We start from the raw sequence: 18,173 nt of genomic DNA on the forward strand, positions 1-18,173 counted from the left end.
TAGGCTTTATGGTTTACTTTATGGCAAAAACCGCTAAAATACGCCGGCTTAAATATATAAACGTTCTTTTACAACCCAAAGGTAATACCATGCATCCAATGTTAAACATTGCGGTTCGCGCTGCGCGTAACGCAGGCAAACTTATTCTTCGTGCAAGTGAAGACTTATCAAAAGTTGAAGTGCAACAAAAAGGCACCAACGATTTAGTTACTAACATTGATAAAGAAGCCGAAGCCGTAATTCGTGACACTATTTTACGTTCTTACCCTGATCACTGCATCGTTGGTGAAGAGTTAGGCGAACACAAAGGTAAGGATGCTGATTACCAATGGATTGTTGACCCACTTGATGGCACAACTAACTTCATCAAGGGTATCCCTCATTTCGCAGTATCTATTGCACTTAAAGTTAAAGGTCGTTTAGACCAAGCCGTAATTTACGATCCAATTCGTGGCGAGCTTTTCACTGCTTCTCGCGGTCAAGGCGCACAGTTAAACAGCAAACGTTTACGTGTATCTAAAACTGTTGAACTTGCTGGTTCTGTTCTTGCTACAGGCTTTCCTTTCAAACAAAAGCATCACTTAGATGCATACTCTGAAGCGTTTAAAGCGTTATTTGTTCACACGGCTGATATTCGTCGTGCAGGCTCTGCTTCGCTAGATATGGCGTATGTTGCAGCGGGTCGTGTTGATGGCTTCTTTGAAATTGGTTTAAAACCTTGGGATACAGCAGCAGGCGAGCTATTAGTTAAAGAAGCTGGCGGCATGATTGTTGATTTTGCTGGCGGTAATAACTACAACGTGAGCGGTAACGTAATCTGTGGTGCACCTAAGCTAACACAGGCGATTGTTCGTGAAATGCGCCCAGTATTATCTGAGTCGTTATTACGTTAATCGTAATTACGTACTAAAAAAGGAGCCTAGGCTCCTTTTTTGCTTTTTGTTAGCCACTTTTTTTACTATTGGATAAACGTACAATAGCGGGAGCAGGCCTTCTTCGATTACATATAAATAAGTAGCTGTGACGATAACGTTTTGCTTCTTTTTTAGCATCTGTCGCTAATGCCGCTACTTGATGACTATTTTTACACTGCTGCAGATCAGGCTCAACTAAACCTATCGATAATGTAAGTAAAGGTACAAACTGCTTTTCGCCCTCTCGATTAGTTGCCCAATACCCTTTTCCAGCAATATGCTCTGGCGTAAAAAACACGCGTGACTGTAGTTCAAATTGCGAGATAATAGTATTACAAATCTCCACCGCATCTTTTTTTTCAAACACCACCATAAAGTCATCGCCGCCAATATGCCCGACAAAATTAGCGCTGTGCGCACACGCTTTTACAGTAACATCGGCCAGAAGTTTTATTACGCTATCCCCACTGGCATAGCCATACAAATCGTTAAATTGTTTAAAGTGATTTAAATCGATGTAGGCTAGTGAAAATGGCTGTTTATGTTGCAGACGCTGCTCTATTACCTCACTAATTGCCACATTACCCGGTAACATGGTCAAAGGGTTAGCATGTTGAGCATGGCGGATTTTTTCTGCTGTAATGTGCTTTAGTATGTCTCTGAGCGGTGCCAAGCCTAAATATTTATTGTTGCAGGTGATAACAATATGGCGACGAATATCAAAGTCTTGCTCTGTTATTTGCTGGGAGACAATATCAAGCATTTGATTTTCATCAACCACCAAAGGTTGTTTATCCATTAACTCAGTGACTTCACATTTATCATAAAGTGCATGCCCATAAGGCGCGGCAAACACTTCTGTTAGCTGATCTTTGTGTAACAGCCCTATTGGCTGCTGACTGCTATTTAATACCGGTAAGCTGATTATGCTTTTGTCTTGCTCAAAAAGTGCATGAGCTTCTTTACAACGCGTATGACTGCTAATAGCAGGCTGAGCAACAGCAAGCACACCTATTGCCATTGATTGTTCAAACTTTGAGGCGGCTTGGGTCGAAGTGAGCGATTGTAACTGTTTACAGTTGTAGTCATAACTTGGCTGTTGACTCGGTCTTTCTAACAAGAACCCCTGAACATGACTTATGCCTATACTTTTAACTAAATCTAGCTCTTCGGAACGTTCGATTCCCTCTGCAATCACCGCTGTATTTGTTGCCCGTGCTAACACCATAATTGATTTTAGAAATTCTTTTTTAACTTCGCTTTGATCGCAATGATCAATAAAGTAACGATCAATTTTTACAATATCTGGGCATAACTGCGACCATTGCTTTAGTCCTGAATAACCTGCACCGAGATCGTCAATAGCAATAGTAAAGCCTAGCTCTCGATAATGAGCGATGGTTTTTAACAGTAAAAAGCCATCATCTACTTTTTCTTGTTCAGTTACTTCAATCACCACTCGATTGGCAGCAAGACCAAACTGTTCAATTAAATGTAAGGTTTCGCCTTTAGGGTGGCTCGGATCGAGTAGAATTTTTGGGCTGACATTTAAAAATAACTTCCCTTGCAGACTGAGTTTTACAAAATTTTCAATGGCGCGAGAACGGCATAAAAGCTCAAGCTCTGAAATCAATTGGTATTTATGAGCCGCTTCGAATAGCTTATTTGGCATGGCTAATGGACCATTTTTAGGGCCACGGCTAAGCGCTTCATACCCAATAATAGATTGCTTAGCTATATCGAAAATAGGTTGGAACAAGGTTGTTATTGCTCCTTGTTGTAAAATTGATTCTAAGACTTGTCGTTGCTCAGTCACTACTAGCTCAAATAAAAATTTAATAAGAGCAATAAAATACCAACTGAGTATGACTATTATGTGACTTATCTAGGAGGCAATAAAAAACCGCTCACTAGGAGCGGTTTTGTTTTAAAAATAGTTTAATCTCAATTAAGGCATTGGATCTAAATCAGCGCCTTCTTTTTCAATCACTTCTGGTATTAAATCTTCTTTACTTACGCCCATGGCAATAGCCACCGAGCTGGCAACGTAAACTGAAGAGTAAGTACCAATAAACACACCAAATAGTAGTGCAGTAGCAAAGCCATGAATGGTTTGACCGCCCCATACAAATAACGCAATCAGTACTAAAATAGTAGTGATTGAGGTTACTAAGGTACGGTTAAGTGTTTGCGTAAGCGAGATATCAATAATTTCAATCGTGTCGTCAATGCGCACTTTGCGGAAGTTTTCACGAATACGGTCTGATACAACAATGGTATCGTTTAGTGAGTAACCTATCACGGCAAGTATTGCTGCCAAAATAGTTAAGTCAAACTCTAAACCAAGCACCGAGAATAAACCAATCGTAATGATTACATCGTGTAAAAGCGCGCCAACTGCGCCCACAGCAAAACGCCATTCAAAGCGAAACGCCACATAAATTAAGATACAAATAAGTGCAGTTAACATGGCAAGGCCACCCTGCTCTTTTAAGTCTTCACCTACGCTTGGGCCTACAAACTCAATGCGGCGCATTACTACGCTATCATCAGCTTGTTTAAGGGCAGCAATTACTTGGTTACCAATTACTTCTGCTTTTACATCATCACCGCGAGGGGCTAAACGGACCAGTATTTCTTGGCTTGAGCCAAAAAGCTGTACCGATGCATCAGCAAAGTCGTTTTCAGCCAGTACATTACGTACTTTTTTCAGATCGGCAGGTTGCGAAAAACCCACCTCAACTGCTGTACCGCCGGTAAAATCTAAACCGAAATTTAAGCCTTTAACAAAAAGTGACGCCAGCGACGCTATGATTAATAACGTAGAAAAGCACATTGCCACTTTTCGAAGAGACATGAAACGAAGGGTTTTTCCGCCCAATCTTAAAATTTGCATGTCTGCTCCTTAAATTGAAAGTTTATCAACACGTTTACCACCAATAAATAGGTTGATCACCGCACGGGTACCTACAATTGCTGTAAACATAGAGGTTAAAATACCAATTGCTAGGGTTACCGCAAAGCCTGCAACAGGACCGGTACCAACAGCAAACAAGATAATCGCCGCAATTAATGTGGTGATATTGGCATCAAAAATAGTACTAAAGGCGCTATCGTAACCAAAATGAACCGCTTGTTGAGGGCTGCGGCCATCGGCTAGCTCTTCACGAATACGCTCAAATATAAGTACGTTCGCATCAACAGCCATACCAACGGTTAATACAATACCTGCGATACCCGGTAGAGTAAGCGTTGCACCTGGAATTAACGACATTACACCAATAATAAGTACTAAGTTGGCAGCCAGTGCAATATTCGCAACAAGACCAAAACCTTTGTAGTAAATAAGCATAAAGGCCAGTACAAACGCAAAACCTAAGGCTACAGCGGTCATACCTGCTTCAATGTTTTCTTGACCTAGGCTTGGCCCAACCGTACGTTCTTCTACAATTTGAATAGGCGCAACCAGTGCACCCGCACGCAGTAGTAAACTCAAGTTATGTGCTTCAGCAGGGTTATCAATACCGGTAATGCGGAATGAACGGTCAAGACGCGCTTGAATGGTTGCTACGTTAATAACTTCTTCCACTTTAATTGGCGGAAGTGCTTTACCGTCACTGTCTTTTTTACCTGATGGCTTGTATTCAATAAACACGGTAGCCATACGTTTACCGATAGCACGCTTGGTAAAGGCATTCATTTTTGCCCCACCTTTACTATCGAGTTTAATGCTTACTTGTGGACGCTGGTACTCATCTGCACCTGACTGCGCACCAGTAATATGGCTGCCTTCAAGAATAACGCGTTTTTTTAGTACCACAGGATAACCATCACGGCTCATGATCATTTCAGTACCCGGTGGGATACGACCTTGAGCAGCGGCGCTTATGTCAGCATTTTCGTCAACCTCACGAAACTCAAGCGTTGCCGTAGCACCTAAAATTTCTTTAGCGCGAGCGGTATCTTGAATCCCTGGTAATTGCACAATAATACGTTCAGCACCTTGACGCTGTACGTTTGGCTCTGCAACCCCAATTTGGTTGATACGGTTACGAATAATAGTTTCGTTTTGCTTGATAGCATAGTCACGAATTTCTTTTAGCTTTAGCTCACTCATAGTGGCAAAGAATGCGTTATCGTTACTGCTATCATCAATGTAAACGTTTAATGGGTAACGGCTTTCTAAAAAGCGCTCTGCAGCGTCTTTATCTTCTTCGTTACGCATTTCTACACGCATGCGCTCAGAACCAGCTACACGGCGCACACTACGATAACGTAGTTTTTCTTCACGCAGGTCGCTACGAAAATCTTGCTCCATTTGCTCTAACTGATTATCCACCGCAGTGACCATATCGATTTCCATGGTGAAATGTACACCACCACTTAAATCTAGGCCTAACTTCATAGGATTACCGCCCAACGACTTTAACCAAGCCGGTTGTGCAGGAGCCATATTAATCGCTGAGATATAATCGTTACTTAGCGAGTTACGCAGTAAGTCTTGTGCTTTTAGTTGGTCTTCAACATTTTTAAAACGAACAAGAATTTGCCCATCTTCAAGCTTTGTCGATTTAGCGCTTACGTTATCTTTTTTGAGGATTGCGTTTACTTTGTCTACAACACTGAGGTCAACATCGGTGCCTTTAGCGCCAGAAACCTGTATGGCCGGATCGCGGCCATACAGGTTTGGTGAAGCATATAAAAGGCCAATGGCTAACACAGCTAAAACAAGTAAATACTTCCAAATTGGAAACTTGTTTAACACGGGGTCGTCCTTATTATTTTTATAGCGACTTCATTGTGCCTTTAGGCAATACAGCAGATACTGCTGATTTTTGTACTGTTACTTCTGCTTGCTCATTTAATGAGATCACGATGAAGTCTTTATCTTCAGCAATTTTTACGATTTTACCCACTAAACCACCTTGGGTTAGCACTTCATCGCCTTTTGCCATCGCGCTCATTAAGCTTTTATGCTCTTTTACGCGCTTTGCTTGTGGGCGGTAAATTAAAAAGTAAAAAACCAAACCAAAAATCGCTAACATAATTAGCATTTCCATACCGCCGCCTGCAGCAGGTGCACCAGCGCTTGCATGCGCGTTTGAAATAAATAAACTCATAATACTTCCTCTTTAATTTTTAAATTTTAATTTGTTGTATCAGCTAGCTCTGGCACTTCTTGGCCTCGGCGAGCGTAAAAATCGTGGACAAATGTCTCTAGTTGACCTTCGCTAATAGCATTACGCAAACCTTCCATAACACGTTGATAGTATCGTAAGTTATGGATAGTGTTTAGTCGTGCACCCAAAATTTCGTTACATTTGTCTAAATGATGCAAGTAGGCACGCGAATAATTTTTACAGGTATGGCAATCACACTCTGGATCAAGTGGACCAGTATCTGTTTTATGCACTGCGTTACGGATTTTAATGGTACCCGTTGTAATAAATAAATGACCATTACGTGCATTACGCGTTGGCATTACACAGTCAAACATATCAATACCACGACGAACCGACTCAACTAAGTCTTCTGGCTTGCCTACACCCATTAAATAACGTGGTTTGTTTTCTGGCATTTTATAAGCACAATGATCAAGAATATTGATCATTTCATTTTTAGGTTCACCAACCGATAAACCACCAAGCGCATAGCCATCAAAACCAATCTCTTCAAGGCCCGCTTGTGATTGTGCACGAAGCTCAGGATACATACCGCCTTGAATAATACCAAACAATGCTGACGGGTTGTCGCCATGCCCTTCTTTTGAGCGCTTAGCCCAACGAAGAGAAAGCTCCATAGAGTCTTTGGCTTCTTTTTCAGTGGCAGGATATGGCGTACATTCGTCAAATATCATCACGATATCTGAGCCAAGATCACGCTGCACTTCCATTGACTTCTCTGGCGACATCATAATTTGATCACCATTAACTGGCGATTGGAACATTACGCCTTCTTCAGTGATTTTACGCATTGCGCCAAGGCTAAATACTTGGAAACCGCCTGAGTCAGTAAGAATTGGGAAGTCCCAGTTCATAAAATCGTGTAAATCACCATGCTGTTTGATGATTTCAGTACCTGGACGCAACATTAAGTGAAATGTATTGCCTAAACAGATTTGTGCACCCGTTGCTTTAACTTCATCAGGTGTCATGCCTTTAACCGTGCCATAAGTGCCTACAGGCATAAACGCTGGTGTTTCTATTACACCTCGGTCAAAAATCAAGCGACCGCGGCGTGCTTTGCCATCGGTGCAGTCTAATTCAAATTTCATAATATCCTCTGTGTCGGAAAAACAGTCCAACAAGCTATAATTTAACCGCTCGATTCTACCCTTTTTACCACCCTATTACTATTAGCAGTGATAAATTCACTGTGCTTAGGAGTAAAATAAAAACCGATAACGCTGTAAATTATTTACGGGTCAAAAACATCGCATCGCCATAGCTAAAAAAGCGATACTGTTGTTCAATCGCAGTATTGTAAGCACCCATAATATTGTCTTGCCCTGCAAAGGCACTGACCAGCATAATTAGGGTTGATTCAGGTAAATGGAAGTTGGTGACCATGGCATCAACAACGTTAAATTGATAACCTGGGAAAATAAAAATATCGGTATCACCAAAGTAAGTATCTAACTTGCCGCCATGTATTTTTGCTGCCGACTCTAGTGAGCGAACTGAAGTTGTACCTACCGCAATCACACGCCCGCCTTTAGCTTTAGTGTTTGCAACCGCATCCACCACAGCTTGCGGTACTTCAATATATTCAGAGTGCATGATGTGCTCATCAACACTTTCAACCCTAACTGGCTGGAATGTACCTGCACCAACATGCAAGGTAACAAACGCCATTTGTACGCCTTTATTTTCAAGCGCAGCCATGAGTTTATCGTCAAAATGAAGGCCTGCGGTTGGTGCAGCTACGGCGCCTGGCTTTTCACCATATACTGTTTGGTATCGCTCTCGGTCCGCTTCATTATCTGGGCGATCAATGTAAGGAGGAAGCGGCATATGGCCAACATCATTTAAAATGTCGAGCACATTTTCACTGCGGTCAAACTCAAGCTCAAATAACGTATCGTGGCGTGCCACCATAATGGCTTTTGCTTTGCCCTCTAAAATGAGTACATTGCCCGGTTTTGGCGATTTACTAGCACGAATGTGCGCAAGAACCCGGTGTTCGTCTAATACACGCTCTACCAGCACCTCAACCTTACCTCCGGATTCTTTTTGACCAAACATACGCGCAGGTATTACTTTGGTGTTGTTAAAAACCAATAAGTCGTTTTCGTTAACCAGTTCAAGAATGTCACTAAATATTTTATGCTCAACAGCACCGCTCGGCCCATCTAAGCTCAATAAACGGCTACTGGTTCTGTCTGCTTTAGGAAAACGAGCAATTAATTCATCAGGTAAGTCAAAGCTAAAATCAGCTACGCGCATTGTTAGAATTCCACATCATTTAAAATCGCGCCAAGTGTATACCCAAACCACCTCAAAATGCGAGTTTCAGTTGGAATTAAAAGCGATTTAAGCAAGACATTGATTGCAAAAAATAGTGGTTCTATTATTAATATCAATAACGCAGTATAAATCGCTTTTAAACCAATCCGTGGGCCTTTCACAGGGGCATACTCTCATCGTTGCTACTTCTTGAAAGGGAATACCATGACTGCAAAGTATCGCCTTGATATTAAGCCCCTGTGAAGCGCTGAATTCTGCATTTTGAGGTGGTTTGGGTATTTAACTATTAGTAACGAAGCTCAAGATAACCCCTATATTCTCCCTAATTAGCTATCAATGAACTACATTTAAAATAGCGGTTAAATACGCTTGTTCTTATGGCTAAATATCATTACTCTTACAGTTTTATGATCTGCATTTCTCGGAGTGGTACCTAAGTGGCAAAACAGCTTAAATTGCTAATATTAAATGCAAGTAATGATGAGCGCCAGACTATACGTGCCACGCTGGAGAGGCTTAGTGTGTTTGAGTTTATTGAAGCCTCAGACAGCCAAGATGCGTTAAAAATCTTAAAGAACCAAAGTGTAAATATAATCATAACCGGCTTAGATGTAGGTAAAATTGATGGCTGGCGGTTTTCACGTATGATCCGCTCTGGTTTACTTAGCACGCCGAAAAATACGCCTATTTTACTTATTCCGCCCATTTATTGTGAGCGTATCGCCGAAACTACCGCACGTAGCTATGGTATAGATGCAGTGCTGCCTTTTGAACGCCAAGATATATTGCCGCAAATACTAGCAAACGTGTTGTCGAGCCATTTAGAAAAAAGTAGTCGCTTAAACCTATTGTTATTAGAACCCTTTGCCAGTAGAGCAAATGATATGAGTGAACAGTTAAAGCTAAACTTTGCAATTACTCATGTTACTAACGAAAAAGCCGCGCTCAGTGCCTATAATCAACAGCCGTTTGCTATCGTGCTACTTGATGCCACTGCAGCACAAGCTGAGAGTTCAAATCAATTAGTAGAAAAGATTTTGCAGCATAACCCTCAGCAAGCCATTGTTACTATTATTGATAAAAACGATGCTGATTACGCTGAGCAGTTATTACTTTCTGGCGTTACCGACTTTATTCGCGCCCCTTACGATCCCTCATTTTTAAATAAAGTCTGTGATCATGCAGCGCGTCGTGAAGACTTCATGGTGAGCTATGCTGAGTTTGCTAACAAAGTGCAGCAATTAAGTATTAGTGAAGTAAAATATCGCGACCTGTTTTCAGCACATCAGCGTATTTTATTGCACTTAAACACGGTTGTACTTGAACTAGACCAACAAGGGAATATTCGCTTTATAAACCCGGCGTGGGAATCTCTGAGCGGCTTTGGAGTTAAGTCGACCTTACAACAACCACTCACTGCATTTTGTACCACTGAACATAAACAGTCATTACAATCAACCATTGATGATATTTTACAAGGTGGTGCGAACAAACAAAAAATAGAAGTTAAGCTGAGCCAAAAAAATGGTAACTCAGTGTGGGTAGAATGTCGGCTTCAGTTAATAAAAAATAGCAGCAACAACGCCACTATCACCGCCACACTCGATAACATTCATGAGCGCAAACAAGCAGAGTTGCAATTGCGCCATTTAGCCCTGCATGACACCTTAACAGGACTACACAACCGTTATTATTTTGACCAACAGCTTAACTATATTTGCCAGAGCGAAAACACCCATACAAATATTGAACATGCGCTTATTTATATTGACCTTGACCACTTTAAAATAATAAATGACAGTAAAGGCCACCAACAAGGTGACATTGTTTTAAAAGAAGTAGCGCAGCTATTTATTGCCAATATTAGTAATGAGCATCTAATCTGCCGTGTCGGTGGCGATGAGTTTGCGGTGATACTTAAAAATACCAATTTATTGGATGCACATTTAATTGCAGAAGGGATTTGTAGTGCCATTGAAGGCAACCAATTTAAATCTGAAGAGCAAATCTATTCAATTAGTTGCTCGATTGGTTTAACCCAAATTACCGCTGATAACTGCGATCCAAATGAATGCTTAAAGCAGTCAGATATTGCGTTATATATTGCTAAAAATTTAGGCCGTAACTTAGTACACTGTTATTCAAAACAAGATGGTGAGAACAATGCGCTGCAAACGGGTTTAGAGTGGGGCCATGGGGTACGTCAAGCACTCCAACAAGACAGTATAGAGCTTCATTATCAACCCATTTGGGATTTTAAAACAAATCAGGTTGCCTACTTTGAAGTACTGCTAAGGTTAAAGCTAGACGACGAACTTATTTACCCTAATCAATTTATTCCCTCATTGGAAATGCTCAACGATACCTTTTTAATGGACCAATGTGTTATTCGTAACAGCATTGCGAGTGTTGCTGCACATCCAGAGCTTCTTCAGATTGCAATAAACTTATCGGCACAATCATTTTTAGATGAACGTTTGCTGCCATTAATAGAGTCGACCCTTGAGAAGTATCAAGTGTCTCCTGCGAAAATTATTTTTGAAATAACCGAATCGGCCAGTATTAATAATTTAGCGGCGACACGAAAAATGATTGAACGACTAAATAATTTAGGTTGCCACTTTTCAATTGATGACTTTGGCACCGGCTTCAGTACATTTAATTACCTTAAACAATTACCAGCCCAACACGTAAAAATTGACGGCTCATTTGTTCGCGATATGCTCAATGACTCCATTGATTTAGCGCTAGTGAAAGCCATAAATGACATCAGTCGCTCACTAGATAAGCGCTCTGTTGCTGAATATGTAGAAACCGCAGAAGTATTTTTTGCACTTAAAGAAATTGGTATCGACTATGGGCAAGGCTACTTTATTGCTCGCCCTGTACCAATTGACAAGGTACTGATTGAGTTAGAGAAAATTAAAAACAACCCTATTTTTTATCAAGACACCCTCACGTCACTATAAACATTAATAAACAAATTTAAGCAATTTATTACTTTCAAATTTGCCCATCTAACCTATACTTTGCTTATCGGCAGCACAATGTCATGAAAATTAAGTGATTACCTTGATTTTACGTGACATCTTTATTTCTTATCGTCTAGATGTCTATACTGTTAAAGGTGGACATAGGGGCATAAGGAGGACGTTTATGACGCAACTAATCACGTTATTATTGTTTATACACTTTGCTATTGCGCTTCAATGTTACAAGTATGCCCAGATTAAAGGCTACCCTGTAAAAACCTTCACAGTGCTTGGGCTAGTCCCGTACTTTAATGTTGTTGTATGGGTTTACTTACTATTTTTACCGCCGCTAGAGAGCTACCACAGCCAGCATAAGCAGCCTCTATAATTCCCCGTGTTATTTAGCGTATTAATTAAAATACGCTTTTTTTACCTATTTAAAATCAACACTACACTGCTTTTTCAAAAAGACCTCTAATTGTTGGCTAAACAATTTAAAGTCACGAATGCGCCCTGTTGTTTTACGCCACAATACACCAATATCGCGATAGGCATCACCTTGCGATGGCGTAGCTAGCATGTTTTTGTTTTCTAAAATACCTGCATTAATCGCCATTTGCGGCAAAAACGTCACGCCAAGTTTATACTCAACCATACTCAATAAAGTATGTAAGCTAGCCGCCTCAAAGGGATTTATACAGCTAGAGCGATTTAAATGGCACGCACTGAGCGCATGCCCTGTCATACAATGCTCTCGCTCAAGTAAAAATACACTGGCTTCTGGTAATAAATTAAAGTCTTCAATGCCTTTGGCTGGCGTGTAATCTTTATGGTGCACTAAACTAAAGTGATCTTGTGCTAATACTTGGGTATGAAATTTATCAGTTTCGTAAGGCAGCGCTAATAATGCTAAATCAATTTGCCCATGCTCTAACTTATCAAGCAACTTATCGCTGGTGTCTTCAATTAATACCAACTCTAAATCTACAAATACTTGCTGACAAAAGTGATACAAAGGCGCTGCAATAAAGCTTGCAATAGTAGGAATAACACCTACCGTTAATGTGCCACTAAGCGGTGTTAAAAAGCTTTTAGTTAACTCTTTTAAACTAATAGTATCGTTGATTATTTTTCTTGAACGCTCAACCACCTCTTCACCAATAGTGGTAAACATTAGGCTGCGATTTTCTCGCTCTATAAGCTGACATCCTAAAGTCTCCTCTAGGTTTTGAATCGCAGTACTGAGCGTTGACTGACCAATAAAGCAGGCACTTGCTGCTCGGCCAAAATGTTGATGTTGATGTACAGCTAATAAATACTGCAGCTGTTTAATACTAGGGAGATTGGTCATTTTTCTTTCCACAAATAAAAAGACCCCAACACCAAGGGCATTGAGATCTTTTCAAGCTAAAAGTCTTTTAAGTACTTTTTATTAAACCCCAAAAGCGGTTCTTAGTACGTAGAAAATAACAATAGCAAGGGCAGCACCAACTGGCAATGTAATTACCCAAGAAACTACAATATTTCTTATTACACCCATATTTAGTGCGGCAATACCACGTGCCATACCTACACCCAACACAGCGCCTACTAGGGTTTGTGTGGTTGAGATAGGTAAGCCTGTGCCCGATGCTATAACAACGGTAGAGGCAGCGGCTAATTCAGCAGCAAAACCACGGCTTGGTGTTAAATGAGTAATACCTTCACCAATGGTTTTAATTACTTTTTTGCCTAAAATAGCAAGACCGGCAACAATACCAAAACCACCTAGTGGTAATATCCACCAAGCAATAGCCGCTTTCTTAGCAATTTCACCGTTGTTTTCAACAATGTTTACAACTGCTGCTAGAGGTCCAATTGCATTCGCAACGTCGTTAGAACCATGGGCAAATGCCATACAACAAGCGGTTAGTACCATAAGTACCGCAAATACTTTTTCTACATTGTTAAACTGCATTTCTCTATCCGCTTTAGGATCGATATTTAAACGAGAAATAGCAATTTTACCGATAACAGCAACCAGTACCGCTATACCAATAGAAATAGCAAAACCTTCAACAGTACCTAAATTAATACCAATGTGCTTTAAGCCTTTCTTAATGGTCACTAGTGCCATAATAAAGCCAGCTAAACCCATGTATATTGGGACAAAGCGCTTTGCATTTTTAAGTGGAGCGTCGGTATCAAAAATCAGCTTTTGCGCACTCATAAATATTAAGTAAGCTATGAAACCTGATATCGCCGGCGTTACAATCCAGCTACCTACAATACCAGCAACTTTACCCCATTGAATAGCCTCGGTGCCCACAGCAACAAGAGCAAAACCAATGATCGCGCCAATGATTGAATGAGTAGTTGATACCGGCCAGCCTAAAAACGAGGCCATTAATAACCAACTGCCCGCGGCAAATAAAGAGGCGATCATACCTAGAACCATCAGTTCAGGAATGTCGGCAAATGGGGCAGCATCAATAATTCCTTTACGAATTGTTGATGTTACTTCACCACCGGCTAAATAAGCACCTGCGAATTCAAAAATCATCGCGATAAAAATCGCTTGTTTAATAGTAAGTGCTTTTGAACCTACTGATGTACCCATCGCGTTGGCAACGTCGTTTGCGCCAATACCATAAGCCATAAAAAAGCCGACTGCTGCGGCAATTAAAATTAATACCGTGCCGTAAGATGCAATGATATCCATTGTGTAACCTTAATCTTTCGTGTTTGAACTGATTTTAAATTAACGAGCTAACATCAGCTCAAGACGTGATCCTACGCGCTCTGCAATATCTGCAAGCTCACCGACCCATTCAATGATTTTGTATAAAAACATCACATCAACTGGATTTAGCTCACTTTCTACTTTACGTAGCTGGCGGCGTATTCTAATTTGCATTTCATCCGTGTCTTGTTCTATGGCATCCAATTCTACGAGCATTTTTTCAACCAGAGTTACTTCCCTGCCTTTAAAGCCCGTTTCTAACAATTCTTCTAATTCATTGATCGCTTTAGATGCTTGTTTAGTTGCATCGACACAACGAGTGACATATGCCAAAAAGTCCTCTTGGATCTCTTTTGGTATGATCATTTCACGACCAATTACACGCCCAGCAATATCTTTTGCTTTGTTAGCAATTTTGTCTTGTTGGGTTACTAATTCGAGCAGATCTGTACGCTCTACTGGCATAAATAGCCCGCCAGGTAGTTGTAAACGTATAGTTCTTTTCATTTCATCAGCTTCACGTTCTAAATTACGAATGGTTAAACGTAGCTCTTCTGCTTGTTGCCACTCTTCTTTAAAAACATGATTAAAAAAAGGTATCAAACTTTCGCTAGCTTGATGAGCCTTCCTGATGTGTTCTTCTATTGGTTTTATAGGGGATTTAGCAAAAACACCTAAAAAATTTGTTGGCATAACTGACCCTTTAATCAATTCAATATGCTGTTCAGCCTGAATTTTACAGCATTAAGCTAGATTGTGAACGCTTTTTCTCATTCAATTATTTACAAAAAATAAAAAAGGCAGTGTATTACTGCCTTTGATATTTTTTGGTTATTCGTATCACTACAGTGATTTTTCAATATCTTCTTGAGATGTATGACGAATATCTTTGCCGTTTACAAAATAAATGACATATTCAGCGATGTTTTGACAACGATCGCCGATACGCTCTAATGAGCGAACAGACCATACTAAATCCATAATTTTTGGAATTGAGCGCGGATCTTCCATCATGTAGGTCATTATTTGACGAGTAATTGCTTCATACTCTCTATCTACTTTAGCATCCTCTTTATGCACTTCAAATGCGCGTTGCACATCCATACGTGCAAATGCATCTAAAACGTCATGCAACATTTTAGATACTTGGCGACCCATATTTTCAATGTTTACTAATAAATCTTGTTGATCCTTAGTAAATGAGTCTAGTGCAACTTTAGCAATTCGCTTAGCTTCATCGCCAATTCTTTCTAAATCAGCAATGGTTTTTGCTATTGCAATTACTAAACGCAAATCACTGGCTGCAGGTTGGCGCTTTGCAATAATACGGGTGCAATCTTCATCAATACTGACTTCCATTGCATTAACTTTATAGTCGTTTTCACGTACTTTTTGTGCTAATACCGCATCGTTTTGGCTTACTGCATCAAGCGCACTATTAAGTTGCTGCTCAACTAATCCACCCATACTTAGTACATGGTTACGAACATCTTCTAGCTCTTGATTAAAACGACCAGAAATATGTTTATTAATGTTGTGTTCCATAATGACCTTCTTTAATAATTCATTGCTTTCGCGTTTTAACCCGACTAGCCGTAACGACCAGTAATATAATCTTCTGTTTTTTTCTTCGTAGGCGTCGTAAATAAAGTATTAGTATCTGAATACTCAATCAGCTCACCCATATACATAAACGCTGTTTGATCAGAAACACGAGCCGCTTGTTGCATGTTGTGAGTAACAATAACCACGGTAAACTTATTCTTTAAATCATTAATTAGCTCTTCGATTACTAAGGTTGAAATCGGGTCGAGTGCTGATGTTGGTTCATCAAGTAGTAATACCTCAGGCTCTATCGCAATAGAGCGGGCTATAACTAAACGTTGCTGCTGACCACCCGATAAACCAAATGCGCTATCGTGCAGTCGGTCTTTTACTTCATCCCAAAGAGCCGCACCACGTAGCGATTGTTCTACCACTTCATCTAGCTTACGCTTTTCTTTAATGCCTTGCAGGCGAAGGCCGTAAACCACATTCTCATAAATTGATTTTGGAAATGGGTTTGGACGCTGAAACACCATGCCGACATTACGACGAAGGGCTGCAACATCAACGCTTTTATCGTAAATATTCTGTCCATGCAGCATGATTTCGCCTTCAATACGACAAATATCAACCAAGTCGTTCATGCGGTTAATACAACGTAATAAGGTTGATTTACCACAACCTGACGGGCCGATAAATGCTGTTACTTGGCCTTTAGGAATATTCATATTTACTTTACTCAGTGCTTGTTTATCACCGTAGTAAAGGTCGAGATCTTTAATTTCTAGCGCTTTTTGTTCGTCTGTTAAATTATTTAAATCTAACTTCAAGCTTGGCTTTGCTTGGTTTACTTTTGGAGCGACTGTAATCATGTTTGTTACCTATACTAAATTAATGCTCAAGCGATCTGAATTTTTCACGTAAATGGTTACGTATACCAATGGCTGTGATGTTAAGGGTAATAATAACCGACACTAACAAAAAGGCCGTTGCATATACCAGTGGACGCGCCGCTTCAACGTTCGGACTTTGAAAGCCAACATCGTAAATATGAAAACCTAAGTGCATGAACTTTCTGTCTAAATGTATATATGGGAAGTTACCATCAAGCGGTAACGTTGGCGCCATTTTTACCACACCCACCAGCATAAGCGGTGCAACTTCACCCGCAGCACGAGCAACCGCTAAAATTAATCCCGTCATAATTGCAGGGCTGGCCATAGGAATAATGATTCGCCATAGCGTTTCTACCTTAGTCGCACCCAGAGCTAATGAACCATCGCGTACTGTACTAGGAATACGAGATAAACCTTCTTCGGTTGACACTATTACCACAGGCAACGTTAATATAGCCAAGGTAAGTGCCGACCACATCACGCCAGGAGTACCAAATACAGGGGTAGGCGATGACTCAGGATAAAATAATTGGTCAACACTACCACCAACCATATAAACAAAGAAACCTAAGCCAAATACGCCGTATACAATAGACGGAACACCCGCCAAGTTAATAACCGCAATACGGATCATTTTAGTAATTGCGTTTTTAGCCGCATACTCATGTAAGTAAATAGCAGCAACCACGCCAAATGGCGTTACAATCACAGCCATTAACATCACCATAAATACCGTACCAAAAATAGCAGGAAATACGCCACCTTCGGTATTGGCTTCACGTGGGTCATCTGAAACAAACTTACCTAACTGCACAAAGTAATGACCTAGTTTAGCAAAAAAGCCCATGTCGTTTGGAAACCATACGTCCAACACTTGATATAGCGGGATTGTAACAACCTCACCACGCATATCTTTTACGGTTACTTGGTCACGTTTAGCTTGTTTACGCAGTGCAAATAGCTCTTTTTCTAATTCGCCATATTGCGAACGTAAATCAGCACGCGCTTGAGCAAGTTCAGCAACACGCTCGTCGGTTAGCTCGTTATCAAGCAAGTAGGCTTTTTCCTGTAAACGTAAACGCTCTAGCTCATAGTTAATATGCCCTATGTCGCCATTTTGTAAATCAAGCGCTTCGTCGTTTAAGTCAACCGCACGCTCTACAAGATCATGTAAGGTTTCAACTTTATCTGCTGTTACCGCCTGACCGTCTTTAATGACGCTTTCTACATACCCGTAGAAATTACCGTTTTTACTGCGCTCAAACACCGCAAGCGCTTTAGGCGCTGAGCTTTGTTTGATATCGGTTTCGAGTATCCAGCGAAAATCTAAATCAACATACTCACGGTTACCTGTTTTAATTAGTAAACGCTCAACCTCGTCTTTTTCAAATTTAGAAACATCAATACCGGTTGCCGCTAAACGCGACTTAGGTACTAATTCACGGTCATAAATTTCACCAATAACGGTTTGCTTCGCAATTGAACCTTCAAGCTCATACTGCATAACTTGAGATGGCCAAAAAAAGCTTAGTCCCTTCCATGCAATCATGGCGAGTAAACCAATTACTGAAATTAAACTGATGCTGACAGCACCACCGGTCATCCAAATCCAAGGAGAACCAGACCTAAACCACTGCTTTACCATGTCGTGTTTCTCC

The 18,173-nt window shown here is 40.6% G+C and carries 15 protein-coding genes; 3 read left to right on the top strand and 12 right to left on the bottom strand.

Annotation, left to right across the window (positions count from 1 at the left end; genetic code table 11):
- The first annotated feature begins 89 nt into the window (after window positions 1-89).
- A complete protein-coding gene (gene suhB, locus CWB76_RS07575) occupies window positions 90-893 on the top strand; it encodes an inositol-1-monophosphatase (protein WP_054202669.1) in 804 nt (267 codons plus the stop codon).
- Between the two features lie 49 nt (window positions 894-942).
- Here suhB and CWB76_RS07580 read toward each other — a convergent pair whose 3' ends face one another.
- From CWB76_RS07580 to queA, 6 genes are all read right to left on the bottom strand, one after another.
- The gene (locus tag CWB76_RS07580; protein ID WP_138606583.1) at window positions 943-2,730 is read right to left on the bottom strand and encodes a GGDEF domain-containing protein; all 1,788 of its coding nucleotides are present in this window, start codon (window positions 2,728-2,730) and stop codon (window positions 943-945) included.
- Between the two features lie 132 nt (window positions 2,731-2,862).
- Window positions 2,863-3,810: a protein translocase subunit SecF gene (gene secF / locus CWB76_RS07585; protein WP_138606585.1), complete on the bottom strand. Its 948-nt coding sequence runs from the start codon at window positions 3,808-3,810 to the stop codon at window positions 2,863-2,865.
- A gap of 9 nt (window positions 3,811-3,819) precedes the next feature.
- Window positions 3,820-5,679: a protein translocase subunit SecD gene (gene secD / locus CWB76_RS07590; RefSeq protein WP_138606587.1), complete on the bottom strand. Its 1,860-nt coding sequence runs from the start codon at window positions 5,677-5,679 to the stop codon at window positions 3,820-3,822.
- Between the two features lie 19 nt (window positions 5,680-5,698).
- A complete protein-coding gene (yajC, locus tag CWB76_RS07595; RefSeq protein ID WP_010391747.1) occupies window positions 5,699-6,034 on the bottom strand; it encodes a preprotein translocase subunit YajC in 336 nt (111 codons plus the stop codon).
- Window positions 6,035-6,060: 26 nt separating this feature from the next.
- Complete coding sequence (tgt, locus tag CWB76_RS07600; RefSeq protein WP_054202633.1) at window positions 6,061-7,188, bottom strand: tRNA guanosine(34) transglycosylase Tgt; 1,128 nt, start codon at window positions 7,186-7,188, stop codon at window positions 6,061-6,063.
- Window positions 7,189-7,327: 139 nt separating this feature from the next.
- Window positions 7,328-8,359: a tRNA preQ1(34) S-adenosylmethionine ribosyltransferase-isomerase QueA gene (queA, locus tag CWB76_RS07605; RefSeq protein ID WP_138606589.1), complete on the bottom strand. Its 1,032-nt coding sequence runs from the start codon at window positions 8,357-8,359 to the stop codon at window positions 7,328-7,330.
- Between the two features lie 458 nt (window positions 8,360-8,817).
- Here queA and CWB76_RS07615 point away from each other — a divergent pair, with 458 nt between their 5' ends.
- Complete coding sequence (locus CWB76_RS07615) at window positions 8,818-11,349, top strand: EAL domain-containing protein (RefSeq protein ID WP_138606593.1); 2,532 nt, start codon at window positions 8,818-8,820, stop codon at window positions 11,347-11,349.
- A gap of 187 nt (window positions 11,350-11,536) precedes the next feature.
- Window positions 11,537-11,740, top strand: a complete 204-nt coding sequence (locus tag CWB76_RS07620; RefSeq protein WP_010391740.1) for a hypothetical protein — start codon at window positions 11,537-11,539, stop codon at window positions 11,738-11,740.
- A 45-nt stretch (window positions 11,741-11,785) separates the two neighbouring features.
- Here CWB76_RS07620 and CWB76_RS07625 read toward each other — a convergent pair whose 3' ends face one another.
- The 6 genes from CWB76_RS07625 to pstA all read right to left on the bottom strand — a co-directional run bounded on the left by CWB76_RS07625 (window position 11,786) and on the right by pstA (window position 18,160).
- On the bottom strand, window positions 11,786-12,703 hold the full coding sequence (locus CWB76_RS07625; protein WP_138606595.1) for a hydrogen peroxide-inducible genes activator: 918 nt from the start codon (window positions 12,701-12,703) through the stop codon (window positions 11,786-11,788).
- Window positions 12,704-12,784: 81 nt separating this feature from the next.
- Window positions 12,785-14,053 (bottom strand): inorganic phosphate transporter, encoded by a 1,269-nt coding sequence (locus tag CWB76_RS07630; protein ID WP_138606597.1) that lies wholly within the window; start codon window positions 14,051-14,053, stop codon window positions 12,785-12,787.
- 39 nt (window positions 14,054-14,092) lie between these two features.
- The gene (locus CWB76_RS07635) at window positions 14,093-14,767 is read right to left on the bottom strand and encodes a TIGR00153 family protein (RefSeq protein ID WP_008114817.1); all 675 of its coding nucleotides are present in this window, start codon (window positions 14,765-14,767) and stop codon (window positions 14,093-14,095) included.
- Window positions 14,768-14,917: 150 nt separating this feature from the next.
- Complete coding sequence (phoU, locus tag CWB76_RS07640) at window positions 14,918-15,619, bottom strand: phosphate signaling complex protein PhoU (RefSeq protein ID WP_010391735.1); 702 nt, start codon at window positions 15,617-15,619, stop codon at window positions 14,918-14,920.
- A 44-nt stretch (window positions 15,620-15,663) separates the two neighbouring features.
- Complete coding sequence (gene pstB, locus CWB76_RS07645; protein ID WP_008114812.1) at window positions 15,664-16,491, bottom strand: phosphate ABC transporter ATP-binding protein PstB; 828 nt, start codon at window positions 16,489-16,491, stop codon at window positions 15,664-15,666.
- Between the two features lie 19 nt (window positions 16,492-16,510).
- Window positions 16,511-18,160: a phosphate ABC transporter permease PstA gene (gene pstA, locus CWB76_RS07650; protein ID WP_138606599.1), complete on the bottom strand. Its 1,650-nt coding sequence runs from the start codon at window positions 18,158-18,160 to the stop codon at window positions 16,511-16,513.
- Window positions 18,161-18,173 lie beyond the last annotated feature (13 nt).

This window comes from Pseudoalteromonas sp. S1609, assembly GCF_005887255.1.
GTDB lineage: Bacteria > Pseudomonadota > Gammaproteobacteria > Enterobacterales > Alteromonadaceae > Pseudoalteromonas.

What these genes read in the sequence shown, in the direction of transcription:
- CWB76_RS07620 (WP_010391740.1), top strand. Translation starts at nt 11,537, where the DNA reads ATGACGCAACTAATCACGTTATTATTGTTTATACACTTTGCTATTGCG.
- secF (WP_138606585.1), bottom strand. Translation starts at nt 3,810, where the DNA reads ATGCAAATTTTAAGATTGGGCGGAAAAACCCTTCGTTTCATGTCTCTT.
- phoU (WP_010391735.1), bottom strand. Translation starts at nt 15,619, where the DNA reads ATGGAACACAACATTAATAAACATATTTCTGGTCGTTTTAATCAAGAG.
- queA (WP_138606589.1), bottom strand. Translation starts at nt 8,359, where the DNA reads ATGCGCGTAGCTGATTTTAGCTTTGACTTACCTGATGAATTAATTGCT.
- yajC (WP_010391747.1), bottom strand. Translation starts at nt 6,034, where the DNA reads ATGAGTTTATTTATTTCAAACGCGCATGCAAGCGCTGGTGCACCTGCT.
- tgt (WP_054202633.1), bottom strand. Translation starts at nt 7,188, where the DNA reads ATGAAATTTGAATTAGACTGCACCGATGGCAAAGCACGCCGCGGTCGC.
- suhB (WP_054202669.1), top strand. Translation starts at nt 90, where the DNA reads ATGCATCCAATGTTAAACATTGCGGTTCGCGCTGCGCGTAACGCAGGC.
- CWB76_RS07630 (WP_138606597.1), bottom strand. Translation starts at nt 14,053, where the DNA reads ATGGATATCATTGCATCTTACGGCACGGTATTAATTTTAATTGCCGCA.
- CWB76_RS07625 (WP_138606595.1), bottom strand. Translation starts at nt 12,703, where the DNA reads ATGACCAATCTCCCTAGTATTAAACAGCTGCAGTATTTATTAGCTGTA.
- CWB76_RS07635 (WP_008114817.1), bottom strand. Translation starts at nt 14,767, where the DNA reads ATGCCAACAAATTTTTTAGGTGTTTTTGCTAAATCCCCTATAAAACCA.
- pstA (WP_138606599.1), bottom strand. Translation starts at nt 18,160, where the DNA reads ATGGTAAAGCAGTGGTTTAGGTCTGGTTCTCCTTGGATTTGGATGACC.
- pstB (WP_008114812.1), bottom strand. Translation starts at nt 16,491, where the DNA reads ATGATTACAGTCGCTCCAAAAGTAAACCAAGCAAAGCCAAGCTTGAAG.